The organism is Sphaerotilus microaerophilus, from assembly GCF_023734135.1.
Lineage (GTDB): Bacteria > Pseudomonadota > Gammaproteobacteria > Burkholderiales > Burkholderiaceae_C > Sphaerotilus > Sphaerotilus microaerophilus.
In genome coordinates this window covers 2,129,528-2,148,309 of record NZ_AP025730.1, presented here as the reverse complement: position 1 = coordinate 2,148,309, position 18,782 = coordinate 2,129,528, and the positions used below count along the sequence as shown (strand labels likewise).

The following is an 18,782-nucleotide window of genomic DNA, read 5'->3' as shown; positions in this document are numbered from 1 at the left end:
CGCCCTCCCCTTTGACCGCTTCCGGTCGCCCGGGTGCCTCCTGCGAGGCGCCAACGGCGGCGGGCAGCCCACCTCCCGTACCCCCCATGGCTGGCTTCAAGACCTTCCTGCGCTCCGGACACTGGCCCACGCTGCTGGCGTCCTTCCTCTACTTCGACTTCTGCTTCGCGATCTGGGTGCTCAACGGCGCGATGGGCCCCTTCATCAGCGAGACCTACCAGCTCACCCCGGCGCAGAAGGGCTTCATGATCTCGGTGCCCATCCTGGCCGGGGCGCTGATGCGCTTCCCGCTGGGCGTGCTCTCGCAGTACATCGGCCGCAAGAACGCGGCGATGGTGGAGATGGGCCTGATCATCGGCGCGCTGGCCTTTGGCTACTTCTTCGTCGACAGCTACGACCGCGTGCTGGCGATGGGCGTGCTGCTGGGCATCGCCGGGGCCAGCTTCGGCGTGGCACTGAGCCTGGGCTCGGGCTGGTTCCCGCCCAAGTACAAGGGCCTGGCCATGGGCATCGCCGGGGCCGGCAACTCCGGCACGGTGCTGGCGGTGCTGTTCGCGCCGCCGCTGGCGATGAAGTTCGGCTGGCAGACCGTCTACGGCCTGGCCGCGCTGACGATGCTGCTGCCAATGGCGGTGATGTGGTTTGCCGCCAAGGAGCCGCCGGACCGCGAGCACCAGTCCTTCCGGGAACACATCGCCTGCCTGTTCGAGAAGGACGGCTGGGCCTTCAGCCTGATCTACATCGTCACCTTCGGCGGCTTCATCGGCCTGGCGAGCTTCCTGCCGACCTACTTCTACGACCAGTTCAAGGTCACCAAGGTCGAGGCCGGCCAGCTCACCATGCTGGCCACGCTGATGGGCTCGGGCGTACGGGTGGTGGGCGGCGCCATCTCCGACCGCGTGGGCGGCATCAACACGCTCAGCGGCGTGCTGGTGCTGGTGGCCGCCACGCTGGTGCTCTGCGGCTTTGCCGGCACCTCGCTGGCGGCAACCACGCTGCTGTTCATGCTGTGCTTTGCGGCGCTGGGTGCCGGCAACGGCGCGCTGTTCCAGCTGGTGCCGCTGCGCTGGCCACTGGCCACCGCGGTGGCGGGCTCGATGATCGGCGAGGTCGGCGCGCTGGGCGGCGGCTTCCTGCCCAACGCGATGGGCCTGTCCAAGCAGTACGCCGGCACCTACCTCTGGGGCTTCGTGGCCTTCGCGGTGCTGGCCCTGGCCATGCTCGCCATGCTGCGGCTGGTGCAGATCCGCTGGACGCGCACCTGGGCAGAGAAAGGCGGGCGCGCCCGCCCCGACGCCACTCACGGCGCCGCCATCGGCAGCAGCAGCGCGAGCCGCAGCTTTGCCCGCTGACGTGCTGCGTTCCTGCCAGCAGCCGCCGCGGATCCGGCTCTGCCGGTCCGCTGGTGGCGCCCCCTTGAGGGGGGTGAGTGTGGACGGCAGTTCCTGCCTGCGCAGGAACAGTCGCCTCACGAACCGCCGAAGCTCTGCGCAGGCGTGGACCGGCGTGAGCCGCTACGGGGGTGGGCCTATCGGGGCAGGAAGAGCAGCCAGATCACCAGCAGCAGGTTGAAGGCGACCGAGATCGCCAGCGCCACCTTCCACAGCGCGGCCGGGTCGCGCCGCACCAGCGGGGTGGCCGACGGTGCATGGAGCGGGCGCGAGGCCCCACGCTCCAGTGCGAGCGCAAACTCCTCGGCCGTCTCGAAACGCGCCCGGGGGTCGCGCGCCACCGCCTTGAGCACCACGTGATCGAGCCAGATCGGCACCTGCGGGCACAGGCGCGAGGGCGCGGTCGGGTCGCGGCGGTAGCGGGCGGTCTGCCAGGGCTCGATCTCGCCATAGGGCAGCCGCCCGGCCAGCCACTGGTAGAGCGTCACACCCAGCGCAAACAGGTCGCTGCCGGCGGAAGCAGGCTGGCCGTGGTCGCCCTCCCACTGCTCCGGGTTCATGTAGCTGGGCGTGCCGGCGTGCAGGGCGCGCACCGCCTCGGGCTCGCGGCCGGACACGGCCACCCCCAGGTCGAGCAGGCGCCACTGGCCGTCCTCGCCCAGGTGCAGGTTGCCGGGCTTGACGTCGCGGTGGATCACGCCCAGCCGGTGCAACCGGCCCAGCGCGCGGGCCACAGCCAGGCCGGCGCGCACCACCTCGGGGATGTCCAGCGCCGGCTCACCCACCTCGGGGCCGCCCGCCGACGGGGATCCGCGCTGCGCCAGCAGCTGCTCCAGCGTGCGGCCGCTGTGCCAGTCGAACACCGTGTAGAAGGCCGACGCGGCACGCTGCTCGCGCACCCGCACGAAGCCCTGGCTGCCCGCCCCGCCCTGCTCGCCCACGCGCAGGCCCAGCCAGGCCTCGTGCGCGAGCATCTCGCGCTCCTGCGCGTCGCTGACGCGGGACTCATGCAGCGTCTTGATCGCCACCAGCTCGCGCGTGGCGGCGTCGCGCGCCTGGTAGAGCCGGTGCACGCCGGTATCGGCCACCGCCGCGGTGATGGTGTAGCCATCCAGCGCATCGCCCACCTTCAGGCGCGCGGGCACCGGGAGTTGGGCGGCACCGACGCGGGTGTCGGCCAGCTGCCAGCCGGCCAGGCCGCGCACGCACAGCACCAGCGCGGTGGCGTTGTCGGGCGTGCGGGCGGCCAACGCCGCCTCGACCACCCGCACGCTCAGAGCCTGCGCATCCTGGGAGCCCCCTTCGGCGGGGGCAGCGGTCAGCACCGCCTGCAGCTTCGCGCGCGGCAGCACGCCGTGCACGCCGTCGCTGGTCAGCAGCAGCAGGTCACCCACCTGCAGCTCGCCCTGGAAGTAGTCGACGTGCACCGCCTGGTCCAGCCCCACCGCGCGGGTGAGCTGGCTGTGCAGGTCGATGTGGTCGAGCGCGTGGTCCTGCGTGAGCTGGGTCAGCTCGCCGCCGCGCAGCAGCCAGGCCCGGGTGTCGCCGATGTGCGCCACCGTCCAGGTGTGGCCCTGCAGCGCCAGCGCGGTCAGCGTGGTACGGCCGGACTGCTGGTCCCCGCCGGGCCCGCCGCGGCGCCGGTTGTGGTCGAACAGCCAGGCGTTCTGGGCGCCGATCAGGCGGTCCAGCACCACCGTGGTCTCCCAGGTCGCCGGTGCGGCGTGGAAGTCGCGCACCAGCGCCATCACGCTGGTCTGCGCCGCCTCGCGCCCCAGGCCGCCGGTGGACACGCCGTCGGCCACCGCGGCGATGAGGCCGCGCCCCACTTCATGGGCCGCCGGCCGCACGGCGGCGGCGAAGTCCTCGTTGTGCTCGCGTGGCCCGCTCGCGCTGCTGTGGCCGATGTCGACGTCGAAACTCATGGTGGCGCCTTGCAAGCAAGTCCCTTGCCGCGAAGCGGGGCGGTGTGGCGTCCCGAGCCGGTGCAACGAGCCGCCCTACGCACCCTGCTGGTGCACCCAACGCGGTGGCGCTCGGCCGGCCCGCAGCGGAGGCGGCCCCGGCCCGCCTCGGCAGGCCGGATCGACCCGGCACGCTGCTTGCTAATCCTGTGGCAGGGGCCGACGCGCTCCCGTCCCCGTCCAGGACGCGCCAACGGCGGCGCACGATGGTCTTCTGTTCCTGACCGGCTCCCGCCGGCCGGCAACGTGTGCCGGCCAGACCGCCCCTCCACCGGGCGATGTCCGCCGGCCGCCAGCCCACTCCATTCGTCCTTCTGACGCTGCCCCGGCAGCGCAGGCCCCGCTTTTCCTTCGTCTGCCTGGAACTCAGCCATGAAGAAACCTCGTCTCGTCCTGATCGGCAACGGCATGGCCGGAGTGCGCACGCTCGAAGAGCTGCTGAAGATCGCACCGGACCTGTACGACATCACCGTCTTCGGCGCCGAGCCGCACCCGAACTACAACCGCATCCTGCTGTCGCCGGTGCTGGCCGGCGAGCAGACGATTGAGCAGATCATCCTCAATCCGCTCGACTGGTACGCCGATGCGGGCATCACGCTGCACCTGGGCGCCAAGGTCACCCGCGTGCACCGCACCAAGCGCCTGGTCACGGCCCAGCGCGCCGACGGCAGTGTGATCGAGGCCGAGTACGACCGCCTGTTGATCGCCACCGGCTCCAACCCCTTCATCCTGCCGGTGCCGGGCCGCGACCTGCAGGGCGTGATCGCCTACCGCGACATCGCCGACACCGAGACGATGATCGACACGGCGAAGACGCACAAACATGCCGTGGTGATCGGTGGCGGCCTGCTTGGCCTGGAAGCGGCCAACGGCCTGATGCTGCGCGGCATGCAGGTCACGGTGGTGCACATCGCCCCCTGGTTGATGGAGCGCCAGCTCGACGACGTGGCCGGCAAGCTGCTGCAGCAGTCGCTGGCCGAGCGCGGCCTGACGTTCATGCTCGGCGCCCAGACGCAGGCGCTGATCGGCGACAGCGACGATGGCCAGGGCGGCCGTGTCAAGGCGGTGAAGTTCAAGGACGGCACCGAGATCCCGGCCGACCTGGTGGTGATGGCCGCGGGCATCCGCCCCAACAACGAGCTGGCCAAATCGATGGGCCTGCTGTGTGCCCAGGACGGGCGCGGCGGCATCGTCGTCAGCGACACCCTGCAGACCGCCACCGACCCGCGCATCTACGCGGTGGGCGAGTGCGCCGCGCACCGCGGCATCGCCTACGGCCTGGTGGCGCCGCTGTTCGAGCAGGGCAAGGTCTGCGCGAACCACCTGGCCGAGTTCGGCATCGGCCGCTACGTGGGCAGCCAGACCTCGACCAAGCTGAAGGTGACCGGCATCGACCTGTTTTCGGCCGGCGACTTCATGGGCGCCGCCTCCGGGCGTCCCGAGGACGCGAGCGCGGAGGAGATCGTGCTCTCCGACCCGATCGGCGGCGTCTACAAGAAGCTGGTGGTGAAGAACGACCAGTTGGTGGGCGCCTGCCTCTACGGCGACACGGTGGACGGCAGCTGGTACTTCAAGCTCATCCGCGAGGGCCGCAAGATCGCCGATATCCGCGACAAGCTGATGTTCGGCGAGAGCAACATCGGCGACGTCGGCCACCAGGGCCACAGCAAGGCCGCCGCGATGGCGGACAGCGACGAGGTCTGCGGCTGCAACGGCGTCACCAAGGGCGCCATCTGCAAGGCCATCAAGGACAAGGGCCTGTTCACGCTGGACGAGGTGCGCCGTCACACCAAGGCCAGCGCCAGCTGCGGCTCCTGCACCGGCCTGGTCGAGCAGCTGCTGATGTTCACCGCCGGCGGCGACTACTCCGCCACGCCGAAGAAGAGGGCGATCTGCGCCTGCACGGAGCACAGCCACCAGGAGGTGCGCGACGCCATCTTCACCCAGCACCTGACCAGCATCCCGGCGGTGCAGGCCACCCTCGGCTGGAAGACGCCGAATGGCTGCCCCACCTGCCGCCCGGCGCTGAACTACTACCTGATCTCCTCCTGGCCCAAGGAGGCCAAGGACGACCCGCAGAGCCGCTACATCAACGAGCGCAGCCACGCCAACATCCAGAAGGACGGCACCTACAGCGTGATCCCGCGCATGTGGGGGGGAGAGACCACCGCCGACGAGCTGCGCCGCATCGCCGACGCGGTGGACAAGTACCAGATCCCCACCGTCAAGGTCACCGGCGGCCAGCGCATCGACCTGCTGGGCGTGAAGAAGGAGGACCTGGTCAACGTCTGGAAGGACATCGGCATGCCCAGCGGCCACGCCTACGCCAAGGCGCTGCGCACCGTGAAGACCTGCGTGGGCAGCGAGTGGTGCCGCATGGGCACGCAGGACAGCACCCAGATGGGCAAGGACCTGGAGCGCGCGATGTGGCGCATGTACGCGCCGCACAAGGTCAAGTTCGCCGTCAGCGGCTGCCCGCGCAACTGCGCCGAGGCGGGCATCAAGGACGTGGGCATCATCGGCGTCGATTCCGGCTGGGAGATGTACGTGGCCGGCAACGGCGGCATCAAGACCGAGGTGGCGCACTTCCTCGTCAAGCTCAAGACCGCCGAGGAGGTGATGGAGTACACGGGCGCCTTCATGCAGCTCTACCGTCGTGAGGGCTGGTACCTGGAGCGCACCTGCCACTACGTCAGCCGCGTGGGCCTGGACCACGTGAAGAAGAAGATCCTGGACGACACCGAGGGCCGCCGCGCCCTGTGGGCCGAGCTGCAGTTTGCGCTCGACGGCGAGCCCGACCCCTGGTTCGAGTTCGACAAAGCCCGGGTCGACACCCGCCAGTTCATCCCGGTGCACGCCGCCTGAACCTGGGCCTGCGCCCGGGCCTGCACCCCACCCCCTTCTGCGCCCACGACTTCGACCCCGGATCGACCATGACCACCTGGACCACCATCTGCCGCATCGACGACATCCCGCTGCTGGGCGCGCGCCGCGTGGCGCGTGACAAGGGCGCCGCCGTGGCGCTGTTCCGCACCGCGGGCAACCGCGTCTTCGCGCTGCTGGACCGCTGCCCGCACAAGGGCGGCCAGCTCTCGCAGGGCATCGTCTTTGGCGAGAGCGTCGCCTGCCCGCTGCACAACTGGACCATCGGCCTGGGCAGCGGCTGCGCGGCGGCACCCGACGAGGGCTCGACCCCGTCCTTCCAGGTGAACCTGGTGGGCGAGGAGGTGCAGCTCGACGCCGACGAGCTGGCCACCCTGGGCACCGACCTGCCCCTGCCCACGGCCGGCCCCTGCGGCCGCCGCGCCGGCGCCTGCTGAGCCGGTCCTGACACCGCCAGGAGCCGGTTGCCATGCCAGAGACCAAGTCCACCTGCCCGTACTGCGGCGTCGGCTGCGGCGTGATCATCGAGAGTGAAGGGGCGCAGATCACCGGCGTGCGCGGCGACCCGGACCACCCGGCCAACTTCGGCCGCCTGTGCACCAAGGGCAGCACGCTGCACCTGACCGCCTCGCCCGCGGTGCAGCGCAGCGCCCGCCTGCTGCAGCCGCAATGGCGCCGCAAGCGGGGTGCTGCGCCGCAGCCGCTGGGCTGGGACGCCGCGCTGGCGCTGGCCGCGGACCGCTTTGCCGACGCCATCCGCGCCCACGGGCCGGACTCGGTGGGCCTGTACCTGAGCGGCCAGCTGCTCACCGAGGACTACTACGTCTTCAACAAGCTGGCCAAGGGCCTGATCGGCACGAACAACGTCGACACCAACTCGCGCCTGTGCATGAGCAGCGCGGTGGCCGGCTACAAGCGCACCCTGGGCGCGGATGCCCCGCCCTGCAGCTACGAGGACCTGGCCGAGGCGGACACGGTGTTCATCGCCGGCAGCAACATGGCCTGGGCGCACCCCGTGCTGTTCCGCCGGCTGGAAGACGCCAAGCGCGCGCGGCCCGAGCAGCGCTGGATCGTGGTGGACACCCGCCGCACCGAGACCGCCGAGGGCGCCGACCTCTTCCTGCAGATCCAGCCCGGCACCGACGTGGCGCTGTTCCACGGCATGCTGCACCTGATGTTCTGGGAGGGCCTGACCGACGCCGCCTACATCGCCGCGCACACCCGCGGCTTCGAGGCGCTGCGCGACGCGGTGCGCCCCTGGACACCCAAGGAGGCGGCCCGCGTGTGCGGCATCGCCGAGGCCGACCTGATCCAGGCCGCGCGCTGGTTCGCCCAGGCCGACCGGCCGGGCGAGGCGCCGGGCGCCACCCTGTCGATGTACTGCCAGGGCCTGAACCAGAGCGCGGCCGGCACCGACAAGAACGCCGCGCTGATCAACCTGCACCTCGCCACCGGCCAGATCGGCCGACCCGGCGCCGGCCCGTTCAGCCTCACCGGCCAACCCAACGCGATGGGCGGACGCGAGGTGGGCGGCCTGGCCAACCTGCTCGGCGCCCACCGCGACCTGGCCAACCCGGCGCACCGTGCCGAGGTGGCCGCGCTCTGGGGCCTCCCGTCGGTGCCCGAGCGGCCGGGGCTGAGCGCCGTGGAGATGTTCCAGGCCGCGGCCGACGGCGCGCTGCAGGCGCTGTGGATCGTCTGCACCAACCCGGCCCAGTCGCTGCCTGACCAGGCCACCGTGCGCCGCGCGCTGGAGCGCTGCCCCTTCGTGATCGTGCAGGAGGCCTTCGGCAGCACCGCCACCGTGGCCTATGCCGACCTGCTGCTGCCCGCCACCACCTGGGGCGAGAAGGTCGGCACCGTCACCAACAGCGAGCGGCGCATCAGCCGCGTGCGCGCCGCCGTGCCGCCACCGGGCGAGGCGCGGCACGACTGGGCCATCGGCGTGGACTTCGCGCACCGGCTGGAGCAGCGCCTGCCCGACCGGCTGAACGGCCGGCTGAACGGCAGGACCACGCTCTTCCCCTATGCCCTGCCCGAACAGGCCGGCGACGACGGCCGCAGCGGCGCCGAGCAGATCTGGAACGAGCACCGCGAGTCCACCCGCGGGCGCGACCTGGACATCACCGGCCTGAGCTGGGCCCTGCTCGACGAGATGGGGCCCCAGCAGTGGCCGCTGCCCGAGGGCGAGGCCCAGGGCCGGGTGCGCCTCTACGAGGACGGGCGCTTCCCGACCGACGACGGCCGGGCCCGCTTCAGCGCCGCCGAGTTCCGCCCGGTGGCCGAGCCGCGCGATGCGCGCTTCCCCTTTGCGCTGACCAGCGGCCGGCTGCGCGACCAGTGGCACGGCATGAGCCGCACCGGCACGCTGGGCCGGCTGTTCGGCCACGTCAGCGAACCGGTGGTGGAGGTGCACCCGCAGGACCTCGCCCGCCGCGGGCTGAAGGACGGCGAGCTGGTGCGCGTCACCTCCCGCCGCGGCAGTCTGGTGCTGCCCGTGCAGGCCAGCGACCGCGTGGCGCCGACGCTGGCGCACATCGCGATGCACTGGGGCAGCGAGGTGCTCACCGGGCTCGGCACGGACGGCACGCCGATCCCCGGCGTCAACGGCCTGACCAACCCGGCCTTCTGCCCGGGCTCCAAGCAGCCCGAGCTCAAGCACGCCGCGGTGTCCATCGAACCGGCCCGGCTGCCCTGGACCGTGCTGGTGCTGGCCTGGCTGCCGCAGGCGGAGGCGCTGGCCGCCCGCGAGGCGCTCAAGCCGCTGATGGGTGAAGTGGCCTATGCGAGCTGCGTGCCCTTTGGCCGCGAGCCGCATGCCCTCGGCCTGGGCGGCGTGCTGCTGCGCGCGGCAGACACCGACGCGCGGGACGCCGCCCAGGCGAAGCAGCGGCTGGACTGGCTCGACCGCGTCCAGGCCCTCCTCGGGCTCGGTGGGCCGCAGGCCCTGAGCTACGCCGACCCGCGGCGCGCGCATCGCCGCGTGATCCGGCTGGCGCAGAACGGCAACGCCGGGCAGGTGCTGCAGGGCCTGCTGATGGCCGGAGACACCCGCGCCGAGGCCTGGCTGCGCACGCTGCTGGAGGACGAACAGCCCGTGCAGGCCTACGGGCGCCTGCTGCTGTCGCCCGGCGACCAGCCCCCCGTGGCTTCCGCGCCACGCAGCCCGCAGGTTTGCAGTTGCTTCAACGTCAGCGAGGAGGCGATCCGCCTGCATCTGGGCGGCTGCGCAGGCAGCCCGGAAGACCGGGTCACCGGCCTGCAGGCGGCGCTGAAATGCGGCACCCAGTGCGGCTCCTGCCTGCCGACACTGCGGCGGCTGGTGCAACAGGTGGAGGTTGCGGCCTGACGGGCCGCCCGTCGCGCAGCGTGTATCGCGGCCCAAACGGGGTGCCACGGCTGGGGTTTCAGTATTTCCGACTTGGGTGTGTGCACAAATTCACAAATTGACACAATATTTATCAATTGCAACACTTGGTCCCGCAACAACAAGAGGGACCCCATGCTCGATCGTCGTACCGCTCTCAAGCGCAGTGCCCTGGCCGGCCTGACCGGCGCCGCCACGCTCACCCCCGCCACGTCGCAGGCCTTCGGCCTGCTGGGCAACCTGCTGGGAGGCCTGTTCCAGCTGCTGCAGACCGCGCTGCAGCAGATCGTCTACACGCTGCCCTCCGACAGCGGCGGCAGCATCACGAACCCCACTGCAGGCAGCACCCGCCTGAACGGCAACCTGCACCCCAAGTTCGTCAACGCCCTGCCGGACCCGAACCGCTCGCCCAACTGCTTCAACCCGGTCACCGTGGGTGGCTCGGCCTACGTGCTGCGCCTGCGTGAGTTCAACTCGCAGATCGGCCTGGTCAACACCGCCGGCCAGAAGCTGACCACCGTGCTCTGGGGCTATGGCACGACGCTGCAGGCCCCCACCTCGCCGGGCCGGACCTTCAACGTGCGCTCGGGCCGTGGCATCCAGGTCACCTATGTCAACGAGCTGGTCAAGTCGCTGCGGCCGATCCCGCACCGCCTGCCGGTGGACAGCACGCTGATGTGGGCCAACCCGGGCAACCTGGGCGGCCAGGCACCGGTGCCCCTGGTGGCGCACCGCCACGGCGGCAACCAGAAGGCGCTCAGCGACGGCCTGCCCGACGCCTGGAGCACGCCCGACGCCAACCTCAACGGCACCCCCGACTACAAGGGCCGGCTCTGGAGCGTGCCCTACGCCTTCGACAACGCGCAGGAGGCCGGCCACCTCTGGTACCACGACCACGCCCTGGGCGTGACGCGACTGAACGTGCACATGGGCCTGGCGGGCCACTACTTCATCCGCGATGCCAACGAGGACTATCTGGTGCAGCGCGCCATGCTGCCAGCCAGCCAGTTCGAGGTCCCGCTGGCGATCCAGGACCGCATGTACGACAGCACCGGCAAGCTGTACTACCCAGCCAAGGACCCGCTCAACCCCAGCGCCCCCGCGACGACACACCTGCCCGAGTTCTTCGGCGACTTCATCCTCGTCAACGGCGTGCCCTGGCCGAAGCACCAGGTCGAGCCGCGTGCCTACCGCCTGCGCCTGCTCAACGGCTCGGACTCGCGTTTCTACCGCCTGCGCTTCCAGACGGCCACCGGCTTCCTGGGCTTTCACCAGGTCGGCACCGAGCTGGGCCTGATGGACGCCCCGGTGGCGCTGACCGAGCTGCTGCTGGCGCCCGGTGAGCGGGCCGACGTGGTGGTGAACTTCAAGTCCGCCAAGGGCCAGGCGGTCGCGCTGGTCAACGACGCGCCGACCCCCTTCCCGAACGGCACCCCGGTCGACGCCGCCACCGCCGGGCAGATCATGGCCTTCCACGTGGTGCTGAAGTTCGACACCGCCTACCCCGATGTCACGCTGCCCGTCTTCCTGCGGCCGGTGCACGGGCCGCTCCCGGCGGTGAACACCGCGAGCGCCAGCGTGCGCAAGCTGCTGCTGCTCGAAGGCACCGACGCCTACGGCCGCCTGCAGACGATGCTCGGCACCGTCAACCCGGCGGCGGGCAACCCCACCAGCCCGGCGCACGGCACTTTCTTCTACTCGGACCCGGTGACGGAGAACATCCGCATGGGCAGCAGCGAGGTCTGGGAGATCCACAACACCACCGTGGACGCGCACCCCATCCACCTGCACCTGGTCGACTTCCGCGTGCTGAGCCGCCAGCCCTTCACCGGCACCGTGGTGCCCAAGCCGATGGGCGCCAACGGCTCGACCACCGGCGGCTGGCTGACCAACGTGGCCCTGTCCGGGCCGGCCCGCGCGGCCGAGGCGAACGAGGCTGGCCGCAAGGACACCGTGATCGCCTACCCGGGCGAGGTCACGCGCATCCTGGCCACCTTCCCGCGCGCAGGCGAGTACGTCTGGCACTGCCACATCCTCTCGCACGAAGACCACGAGATGATGCGCCGCTTCGTCGTCGCCTGAGCGCCATGACGACGAGCCCGCTGAACAGGCCCGCCCCCGGCCGCCGGACGGCGCTGCGTGCCGGCTGGGCCGCTGTGCTGGCGGGTGCAGCGGCGCCTGGCTGGGCCGCACCCGCTGCCCTGCCCGACCCCGCTGCCGACCTCTGCCACACGCCGCCCGCCGGTGCCGCCGCTTCGGGCAGCGACGGCCTGGTGCGCAGCAGCGCCGCCGTGCAGCTGCCGGCCGTGCGCCTGCGCCGCCACGACGGCGCCACGGTGCTGCTGCCCGCGGCGCTGGGCGAGGAGCAGCCGGTGCTGCTGAACTTCATCTTCACCAGCTGCACGACCATCTGCCCGCCGATGGCGCAGATCTTTGCCGCCACGCAGGAGCAGCTCGGCGCACGGCGCACGCAGGTGCAGATGGTGTCCATCTCGATCGACCCGGCGCACGACCACCCCGCGCGGCTGCGCGAGTACGCCGCCCGCTTCGACGCCGGCCCGCAGTGGCGCTTCCACACCGGCAGCCCGGCCGACATCGACGCCGTGCAGCGCGCCTTCAACGTCTACCGCCCCGACAAGATGGGCCACACGCCGGTGACCTTTGTGCGAGCGCGCGGCGCGCGGCGCTGGGTGCGGCTGGACGGCTTTGCCACCCCACAGCAGCTCATCCGCGAGGCCTTTGCCAGCGCATGAGGGGACGCCGTTCGACGTGGTTCCGGCCGCTCGCAGCGGGGCTGGTCGCCACCTGGCTGGGCGCCTGCGCCCCGGCCTGGGCGGCGCCGATGGACGAGCCGAGCGCCGATGTTGCTGCCAATGCCGCTGCCGATGCCGCCGCGGGTGAACGGCTGTACCGCGAGGGCCGGCGCACGGACGGCACGGCCATCACCGCCGAGCGCCTGCAGGGCCTGCAGGTGAGCGGGCGCGAGGCCGCCTGCGTGCACTGCCACCGGCCCAGTGGCATGGGCGGTGCCGAAGGCAGCCAGGCCGTGCCGCCCATCACCGGCGCCCTGCTGAATGCGCCGGGCCGCCCGGCTGCGGCACGCAGCGGCCGGCTCGCAGCGGGCCTGCAGCGGCAGGCGCCCGCCTCGGTGACCCGGCCGGGCTACACACCGGCCCTGCTGGCGCGCGCGCTGACCCAGGGCCTCGGCGCCGGCGGCCAGCCGCTGGACACCCTGATGCCGCGCTACCGGCTCGACGAGCAGGACCTGCGCCAGCTCGCCGCCTACCTCGACACGCTGGACACCACCGCTGCACCCGGCCTGGCCGACGGCGTGCTGCACCTGGCCACCATCGTCACCGCGGACACGCCCGCCAACGTGCAGCACGCCAGCGGCGACCTGCTGGCCGCCTGCCTGAGCAACCGCAGCCCACCAATTGCCGCACCCGTCACCGCATCTGGCGACAATCCACCCGCCCGGCCACCCGCCTGGCACCTGCACCGCTGGACCCTGGGCACCGACCCGTCCCGTTGGCCGGCCGAACTGGCCGAGTGGCAGCGCCGGCAGCCGGTCTTCGCGCTGATCGGCGGTGCCAGCGGCGCGGATGGGCGCGGGCCCTGGCAGGCGGTGCACCGCCACTGCGAGGCACAGGGCCTGCCCTGCATCCTGCCGAACACGGTGTCGGTGGACGACCAGCTGCCGTCGCGCTGGAGCGTCTACTTCTCGCGCGGCGTCGGCCTGGAGGCCTCCGGCATGGCCGAGCACCTGACGCTGCACGCCCCGCCCGGCGCCGAGGGTGCGCGCCGTGTGCACCAGATCGTGCCGCCCGACGACGAGGCGGCCGCCACCGGTGCCGCGGCCCTGCGCCGCCACCTCGCCGCCAGCGGCTGGCCCGTCATCGACCACCCCGCCGACGAGCCCGATGCCGTGCGTGCCGCCTGGTTGGCCACGCTGGGCCGCGACGACGCGCTGCTGCTCTGGCTGGACGCTGCGCACCTGCGCCGGATCAGCACGCGCCACCCGGCCCCGGCCACGGGTGCCCTGCTGCTGTCGGGCGAACTCCCCGGGCTGGACGCCCAGGCGCTGGCGCCGGCCTGGCGGCCCGCCGCCCGCATGGCGCACGCCTACGAGCCCGCCGAGCGCCAGCTGCCGCGCCTGCTGCGCAACACCGGCCGGCTGCTCGCCAGCCTCGGCCAGCAGCCGGCCGCCACGCCAGCGCTACTGCGCCTGCAGGGGCACAGCCTGTCGGCCTGCGAGATGACGGCCAACGCCCTGCGCCGCATGGGCAGCCAGGCCGGCCGTGCCTGGTTCATGGAGCTGATCGAAAGTGCGGACGAGGCCGCCGTGGCCACCGCCTACCCGCGCTTCACGCTGGGGCCGGGCCAGCGCCACGGTGCCCAGGGCATCGGCCTGATGCGCTACGCCTCGCCGGACCACCAGCGCCTGCAGCCCGCGGGCGAGTGGCTCACCCCGCCCTGACCGCGCTGCACTGCGCCAAATCTGATCCAGGGCAAGACGGGCAAGCCACTGCCGGCGGGCAGTGCCCGGTGCCTCGGTTAAGCTTGCCGGCGACATTCGTCACCATCGTTGTTCATCCCTTGCGTCCCTCGCGCCCCTCACCAGAGGGGGCTCGGCTGCTTCCGTGGCCGTGAAAAACACAGGAACTTGCCCATGACCCGCGTCTTCAATTTTTCCGCTGGCCCCGCCGCCCTTCCCGAAGTCGTGCTGCAACAAGCTGCTGCCGAGATGCTCGACTGGCATGGTTCCGGCATGTCGGTCATGGAAATGAGCCACCGTGGCAAGGAGTTCATCGCCATCCACGCCCAGGCCGAGAAGGACCTGCGCGAGCTGATGGGCATCCCCACCAACTACAAGGTGCTGTTCCTGCAGGGCGGCGCGATCGGCGAGAACGCCATCGTCCCGATGAACCTGCTGCGCGGCAAGGCCAGCTTCGACATCGTCAACACCGGCGAGTGGTCCAAGAAGACCATCAAGGAGGGCAAGAAGTACGCCAAGGTGAATGTGGTCGCCACCTCGGAGGCGGACAACTTCACCTCCGTGCCGGCCTTCGAGACCTGGAAGCGCGACCCGGACGCCGCCTACCTGCACATCTGCAGCAACGAGACCATCGGCGGCGTGGAATACAACTTCACGCCCGACACCGGTGACGTGCCGCTGGTGGCCGACATGTCGAGCAACATCCTGTCGCGCCCGATCGACGTCAGCAAGTACGGCCTGATCTACGCCGGCGCGCAGAAGAACATCGGCCCGGCCGGCCTGACCATCGTGATCGTGCGCGAGGACCTGATCGGCCAGGCGCTGCCGATCACCCCGTCCGCCTTCGACTTCAAGCAGCAGGCCGACGCCGACTCCATGTACAACACCCCGCCCACCTACGCGATCTACATCGCCGGGCTGGTGTTCCAGTGGATCAAGGCCCAAGGTGGCCTGGCCGCGATGGAAGCGCACAACCGCAAGAAGGCCGCGGTGCTGTACGACTACCTGGCGGCCTCCAGCTTCTACAGCAACCCGATCGCCGAGGGCTGCCGCTCGCTGATGAACGTGCCCTTCCGCCTCAAGGACGAGGCGCTCGACGAGGCCTTCCTCAAGGGCGCCAAGGAGCGTGGCATGGTGCAGCTCAAGGGCCACCGCTCGGTGGGCGGCATGCGCGCCTCGATCTACAACGCCATGCCGGTGGCCGGCGTGGAAGCGCTGGTGGCCTACATGAAGGAATTCGAGGCCGCCCATGCCTGATCGCGCCACCCAACGCTTCCCGGTCCTGGTGATGAACCAGATCTCGGCGTCCGGGCTGTCGCGCCTGAGCGCCGAGCGCTATCAGGTGGGCAAGGACGTCACGGACCCGGCCGCCGTCCTGGTGCGCTCGGCCGACCTGCACGGCGTGACCATCCCGGCGACGGTGCAGGCCATCTGCCGTGCCGGTGCCGGGGTCAACAACATCCCCGTGCCGGCGATGACCGCGCGCGGCGTGCCGGTGTTCAACGCGCCCGGCGCCAACGCCAACGCGGTCAAGGAGCTGGTGCTGGTGGGCATGCTGATGGCCGCGCGCCACATCGCCCCGGCGCTGGACTTCGTCGCCAAGCTGGACGGCGCCTCGCCCGATCTCGACAAGAAGGTCGAGGACGGCAAGAAGGCCTTCGCCGGCTTCGAGCTGGCCGGCCAGACGCTGGGCGTGATCGGCCTGGGCAAGATCGGCTGCCTGGTGGCGGACGCGGCCATCAAGCTCGGCATGGACGTGCTGGGCTTTGATCCGGAGATCACCGTCGATGCCGCCTGGAGCCTGCCCTCGCAGGTGCGGCGCGCCGGCAGCGTCAACGAGGTGCTGCGCGCCAGCCGCTTCGTCACGCTGCACGTGCCGCTGGTGGCCGCCACCAAGGGCCTGGTCAACGAGAGCAACATCGGCCTGATGCGGGCTGACGGCGTGTTGCTGAACTTCTCCCGCGAGGGCGTGGTCAGCAACTCCGCGGTGCTGGACGCGCTGGGCGCCAAGGAGCTGGCGCACTACGTGTGCGACTTCCCCGAGGCCAGCCTGCTGGGCCACCCGAAGGTCATCGCGCTGCCGCATCTGGGCGCCTCCACCCGCGAGGCCGAGGAGAACTGCGCCGTGATGGTGGTCGACCAACTGCGCGAGTACCTGGAGCAGGGCCACATCAGCAACGCGGTGAACTTCCCGAACGTCAGCATGGCGCGTGAGTCGGCCTATCGCATCGCGATCGCCAACAGCAACGTGCCCAACATGCTCGGGCAGATCTCCACCGCGATGGCCGCCGCCGGCCTGAACATCCACAACATGGTCAACAAGTCGCGCGGCGAGATGGCCTACACCCTGGTGGACGTGGACAGCCCGGTGACCGAGGACGCGCTGGCCCACATCGCCGCGATTCCGGGCGTGCTGAAGGTGCGCTACCTGCCGGTGCAGGCCTAGCCGCACGCTCGGACTCCCGATCCTCTGGGCGTCCGGGGGAGAGGCTGCGGGGCAGAATGTCGCGATGACGATCGCCCCTTACCTCAAGATCATCGGCCGCGGCCGGGAGGGCGCCCGGGCGCTGGATCGCCTCCAGGCGCGCGACCTGATGCAGCGCATCCTGTCCGGCCGGGTCAGTGACCTGGAGCTGGGCGCCTTCGCGCTGGCCATGCGCATCAAGGGCGAGACGCCCCAGGAGCTGGCTGGCTTCGTCGAGGCAGCACAGGCCCACAGCCTGGCGCTGGCCAGCGCCACCCCGGCGGTGCTGCTGCCCAGCTACAACGGGGCGCGCAAGCTGCCCAACTACACCCCGCTGCTGGCACTGCTGCTGGCCCGCGCCGGCCTGCCGGTGCTGGTGCACGGCCCGCTGCACGATGCGGGGCGCGTGACCAGCGCGGAGATCTTCGAGGCGCTGGGGCTGCCGCCGGCAACCGACGCCGCCAGCCTGCAGGCCCGCTGGGCCGCCGAGCAGCCGGCCTTCATGGCGCTGGAGCTGCTCAACCGCCCGCTGGCGCAGCTGCTCGCCCTGCGCAACGTGCTGGGCCTGCGCAACCCGGGGCACACCATTGCCAAGCTGCTGCCGGCGATCCCCGGCGCGCTGCAGGTGGTCAACTACACCCACCCCGAGTACGCCCGCAGCCTGGCGGACTACCTGCGCCTGCTGGGCAGCGATGCCATGCTGATGCGCGGCACCGAGGGCGAGCCCGTGGCCGATTGCCGGCGCCAGCCGCGCTTTGACGTCTACCTGAGCGGGGAGCCGCAACCGCAGTTCTCGCACGAGCCCGAGACCGGTTCGCTGCTGGCCCTGCCGCCGCTGCCGGACGGCATCGACGCCCACACCACGGCGCGGCACATCGAGGCCATTCTGGCCGGCGCACTGCCGGTGCCGGCCCCCATCGCCACGCAGGTGCACTGCCTGGTCGGGGCCCAGCAGGCCATGAGCGTGCGCGGCTGACGCCCCCATCCCGTGATCCCGTGATCCCGTGATCCCGGGGCCCGGCCGAGCCTCGCTCAGGCGAGGGAGACCACCGTGCGGCCGCGGAACTGCCCCGCCATGATGGCCGCGGCGCGTGCGAACACCGCCTCCCCCAGCGCGATCTCGTCCGTCATCTGCGCCAGCAGCGCGGGGTCGAGGTCGCGCGCCAGCCGAGCCCAGGCGCGCTCGCGCTTCGCGCGCGGCGCCATCACGCTGTCCACGCCGGCCAGGGTGACGCCGCGCAGGATGAAGGGCGCCACCGAGGCCGGCAGGTCCATGCCGGCCGCCAGGCCGCAGGCCGCCACGCAACCGCCGTAGCGGGTCTGTGCGATGGCGTTGGCCAAGGCGGTGCTGCCCAGCGTGTCGACCACGCCGGCCCAGCGCTCCTTCTGCAGCGGCTTGCCGGGGGCGGTGAGCTCGGCCCGGTCGATCACCTGCGCGGCACCGAGCGCGCGCAGGTAGTCCGCCTCGGCCGCCTTGCCGGTGGCCGCCACCACGGTGTAGCCCAGCCGGTGCAGCAGCGCGATCGCCACGCTGCCCACCCCGCCGGTGGCGCCAGTGACCAGCACCTCGCCCGACTCGGGCGCCACGCCGTGGTCCTCCAGCGCCATCACGCAGAGCATCGCGGTGTAGCCCGCAGTGCCGATGGCCATGGCCTGCTTTGCCGAGAAGGCCTCGGGCCGCCGCACCAGCCAGCCGCCCTTGAGCCGGGCGCGCTCGGCCAGGCAGCCCCAGTGGGTCTCGCCCACGCCCCAGCCGTTGTGCACGACGCGGTCGCCCACCTGCCAGTCGGGGTGGCTGCTCTCCAGCACGGTGCCGGCGCCGTCGATGCCCGGCACCATCGGCCAGGACCGCACCACCGGGCTCTTGTTGGTGAGCGCCAGTGCGTCCTTGAAGTTCAGTGTGGAGGCCTCGATGGCCACCAGCACGTCGCCCGCAGGCAGGCGGGACTCGTCCAGCTCGGTGAGGCGGGCGGCAAAGCCCTGGTCGTTCTTTTCCAGCAGGATGGCGCGGAACATGGTGGGCGGTCTCCAGGGTTCGAGGATCGGGGGATTCAGGATGCGGACAACGGCAGGAGCCTAGCAGGCTGGCGGCGAGCACGGCCAGGCCAACCACCCGTCGGCGATGCCCGTGCACCCTGCACGCCGCGCCGCGCCCGGCGGCCGCAGCGGGTGACTTTTGGCTATGGAGCCGCCCTGGCCGGCGAGTCAGTATGGGCTG

Annotated in this window: 12 protein-coding genes; 10 read left to right on the top strand and 2 right to left on the bottom strand. The window is 71.6% G+C overall.

Annotation, left to right across the window (positions count from 1 at the left end):
- Nucleotides 1–86 precede the first annotated feature (86 nt).
- Nucleotides 87–1,352 carry an MFS transporter gene (locus tag NGK70_RS09405; RefSeq protein ID WP_251972982.1) on the top strand — a complete coding sequence of 422 codons (1,266 nt, stop codon included), beginning with the start codon at nucleotides 87–89 and terminating at the stop codon, nucleotides 1,350–1,352.
- A gap of 176 nt (nucleotides 1,353–1,528) precedes the next feature.
- Here the strand turns inward: NGK70_RS09405 and NGK70_RS09400 are convergent, their stop codons facing one another.
- Nucleotides 1,529–3,316: a bifunctional protein-serine/threonine kinase/phosphatase gene (locus tag NGK70_RS09400; RefSeq protein WP_251972981.1), complete on the bottom strand. Its 1,788-nt coding sequence runs from the start codon at nucleotides 3,314–3,316 to the stop codon at nucleotides 1,529–1,531.
- A 411-nt stretch (nucleotides 3,317–3,727) separates the two neighbouring features.
- Between NGK70_RS09400 and nirB the strand changes: the two genes are divergently transcribed.
- From nirB to ybiB, 9 genes are all read left to right on the top strand, one after another.
- Entirely contained in the window at nucleotides 3,728–6,220 is a 2,493-nt protein-coding gene (gene nirB / locus NGK70_RS09395; RefSeq protein ID WP_251972980.1) for a nitrite reductase large subunit NirB, read from the top strand.
- A 68-nt stretch (nucleotides 6,221–6,288) separates the two neighbouring features.
- Nucleotides 6,289–6,675, top strand: coding sequence for a nitrite reductase small subunit NirD (gene nirD, locus NGK70_RS09390; protein ID WP_251972979.1), 387 nt, complete (start codon nucleotides 6,289–6,291; stop codon nucleotides 6,673–6,675).
- A gap of 32 nt (nucleotides 6,676–6,707) precedes the next feature.
- Nucleotides 6,708–9,587: a nitrate reductase gene (locus tag NGK70_RS09385; RefSeq protein WP_251972978.1), complete on the top strand. Its 2,880-nt coding sequence runs from the start codon at nucleotides 6,708–6,710 to the stop codon at nucleotides 9,585–9,587.
- A gap of 153 nt (nucleotides 9,588–9,740) precedes the next feature.
- A complete protein-coding gene (locus NGK70_RS09380) occupies nucleotides 9,741–11,687 on the top strand; it encodes a multicopper oxidase family protein (RefSeq protein WP_251972977.1) in 1,947 nt (648 codons plus the stop codon).
- Between the two features lie 5 nt (nucleotides 11,688–11,692).
- Nucleotides 11,693–12,358 (top strand): SCO family protein, encoded by a 666-nt coding sequence (locus tag NGK70_RS09375; RefSeq protein WP_251972976.1) that lies wholly within the window; start codon nucleotides 11,693–11,695, stop codon nucleotides 12,356–12,358.
- On the top strand, nucleotides 12,355–14,082 hold the full coding sequence (locus NGK70_RS09370; RefSeq protein WP_251972975.1) for a c-type cytochrome: 1,728 nt from the start codon (nucleotides 12,355–12,357) through the stop codon (nucleotides 14,080–14,082). The genes NGK70_RS09375 and NGK70_RS09370 overlap by 4 nt, the downstream gene beginning before the upstream one ends.
- 192 nt (nucleotides 14,083–14,274) lie before the next feature.
- Nucleotides 14,275–15,357 carry a 3-phosphoserine/phosphohydroxythreonine transaminase gene (serC, locus tag NGK70_RS09365; RefSeq protein ID WP_251972974.1) on the top strand — a complete coding sequence of 361 codons (1,083 nt, stop codon included), beginning with the start codon at nucleotides 14,275–14,277 and terminating at the stop codon, nucleotides 15,355–15,357.
- Nucleotides 15,350–16,546, top strand: coding sequence for a phosphoglycerate dehydrogenase (locus NGK70_RS09360; RefSeq protein ID WP_251972973.1), 1,197 nt, complete (start codon nucleotides 15,350–15,352; stop codon nucleotides 16,544–16,546). Before serC ends, NGK70_RS09360 begins: the two co-directional genes overlap by 8 nt.
- 64 nt (nucleotides 16,547–16,610) lie before the next feature.
- On the top strand, nucleotides 16,611–17,540 hold the full coding sequence (gene ybiB / locus NGK70_RS09355; protein ID WP_251972972.1) for a DNA-binding protein YbiB: 930 nt from the start codon (nucleotides 16,611–16,613) through the stop codon (nucleotides 17,538–17,540).
- Nucleotides 17,541–17,596: 56 nt separating this feature from the next.
- Here the strand turns inward: ybiB and acuI are convergent, their stop codons facing one another.
- Nucleotides 17,597–18,580: an acrylyl-CoA reductase (NADPH) gene (gene acuI / locus NGK70_RS09350; RefSeq protein ID WP_251972971.1), complete on the bottom strand. Its 984-nt coding sequence runs from the start codon at nucleotides 18,578–18,580 to the stop codon at nucleotides 17,597–17,599.
- Between the last annotated feature and the right edge of the window lie 202 nt (nucleotides 18,581–18,782).

Bases quoted from the DNA above. Each gene is read 5' to 3' on its own strand.
- NGK70_RS09405 (WP_251972982.1), top strand. From the start codon at position 87: ATGGCTGGCTTCAAGACCTTCCTGCGCTCCGGACACTGGCCCACGCTG.
- NGK70_RS09400 (WP_251972981.1), bottom strand. From the start codon at position 3,316: ATGAGTTTCGACGTCGACATCGGCCACAGCAGCGCGAGCGGGCCACGC.
- nirB (WP_251972980.1), top strand. From the start codon at position 3,728: ATGAAGAAACCTCGTCTCGTCCTGATCGGCAACGGCATGGCCGGAGTG.
- nirD (WP_251972979.1), top strand. From the start codon at position 6,289: ATGACCACCTGGACCACCATCTGCCGCATCGACGACATCCCGCTGCTG.
- NGK70_RS09385 (WP_251972978.1), top strand. From the start codon at position 6,708: ATGCCAGAGACCAAGTCCACCTGCCCGTACTGCGGCGTCGGCTGCGGC.
- NGK70_RS09380 (WP_251972977.1), top strand. From the start codon at position 9,741: ATGCTCGATCGTCGTACCGCTCTCAAGCGCAGTGCCCTGGCCGGCCTG.
- NGK70_RS09375 (WP_251972976.1), top strand. From the start codon at position 11,693: ATGACGACGAGCCCGCTGAACAGGCCCGCCCCCGGCCGCCGGACGGCG.
- NGK70_RS09370 (WP_251972975.1), top strand. From the start codon at position 12,355: ATGAGGGGACGCCGTTCGACGTGGTTCCGGCCGCTCGCAGCGGGGCTG.
- serC (WP_251972974.1), top strand. From the start codon at position 14,275: ATGACCCGCGTCTTCAATTTTTCCGCTGGCCCCGCCGCCCTTCCCGAA.
- NGK70_RS09360 (WP_251972973.1), top strand. From the start codon at position 15,350: ATGCCTGATCGCGCCACCCAACGCTTCCCGGTCCTGGTGATGAACCAG.
- ybiB (WP_251972972.1), top strand. From the start codon at position 16,611: ATGACGATCGCCCCTTACCTCAAGATCATCGGCCGCGGCCGGGAGGGC.
- acuI (WP_251972971.1), bottom strand. From the start codon at position 18,580: ATGTTCCGCGCCATCCTGCTGGAAAAGAACGACCAGGGCTTTGCCGCC.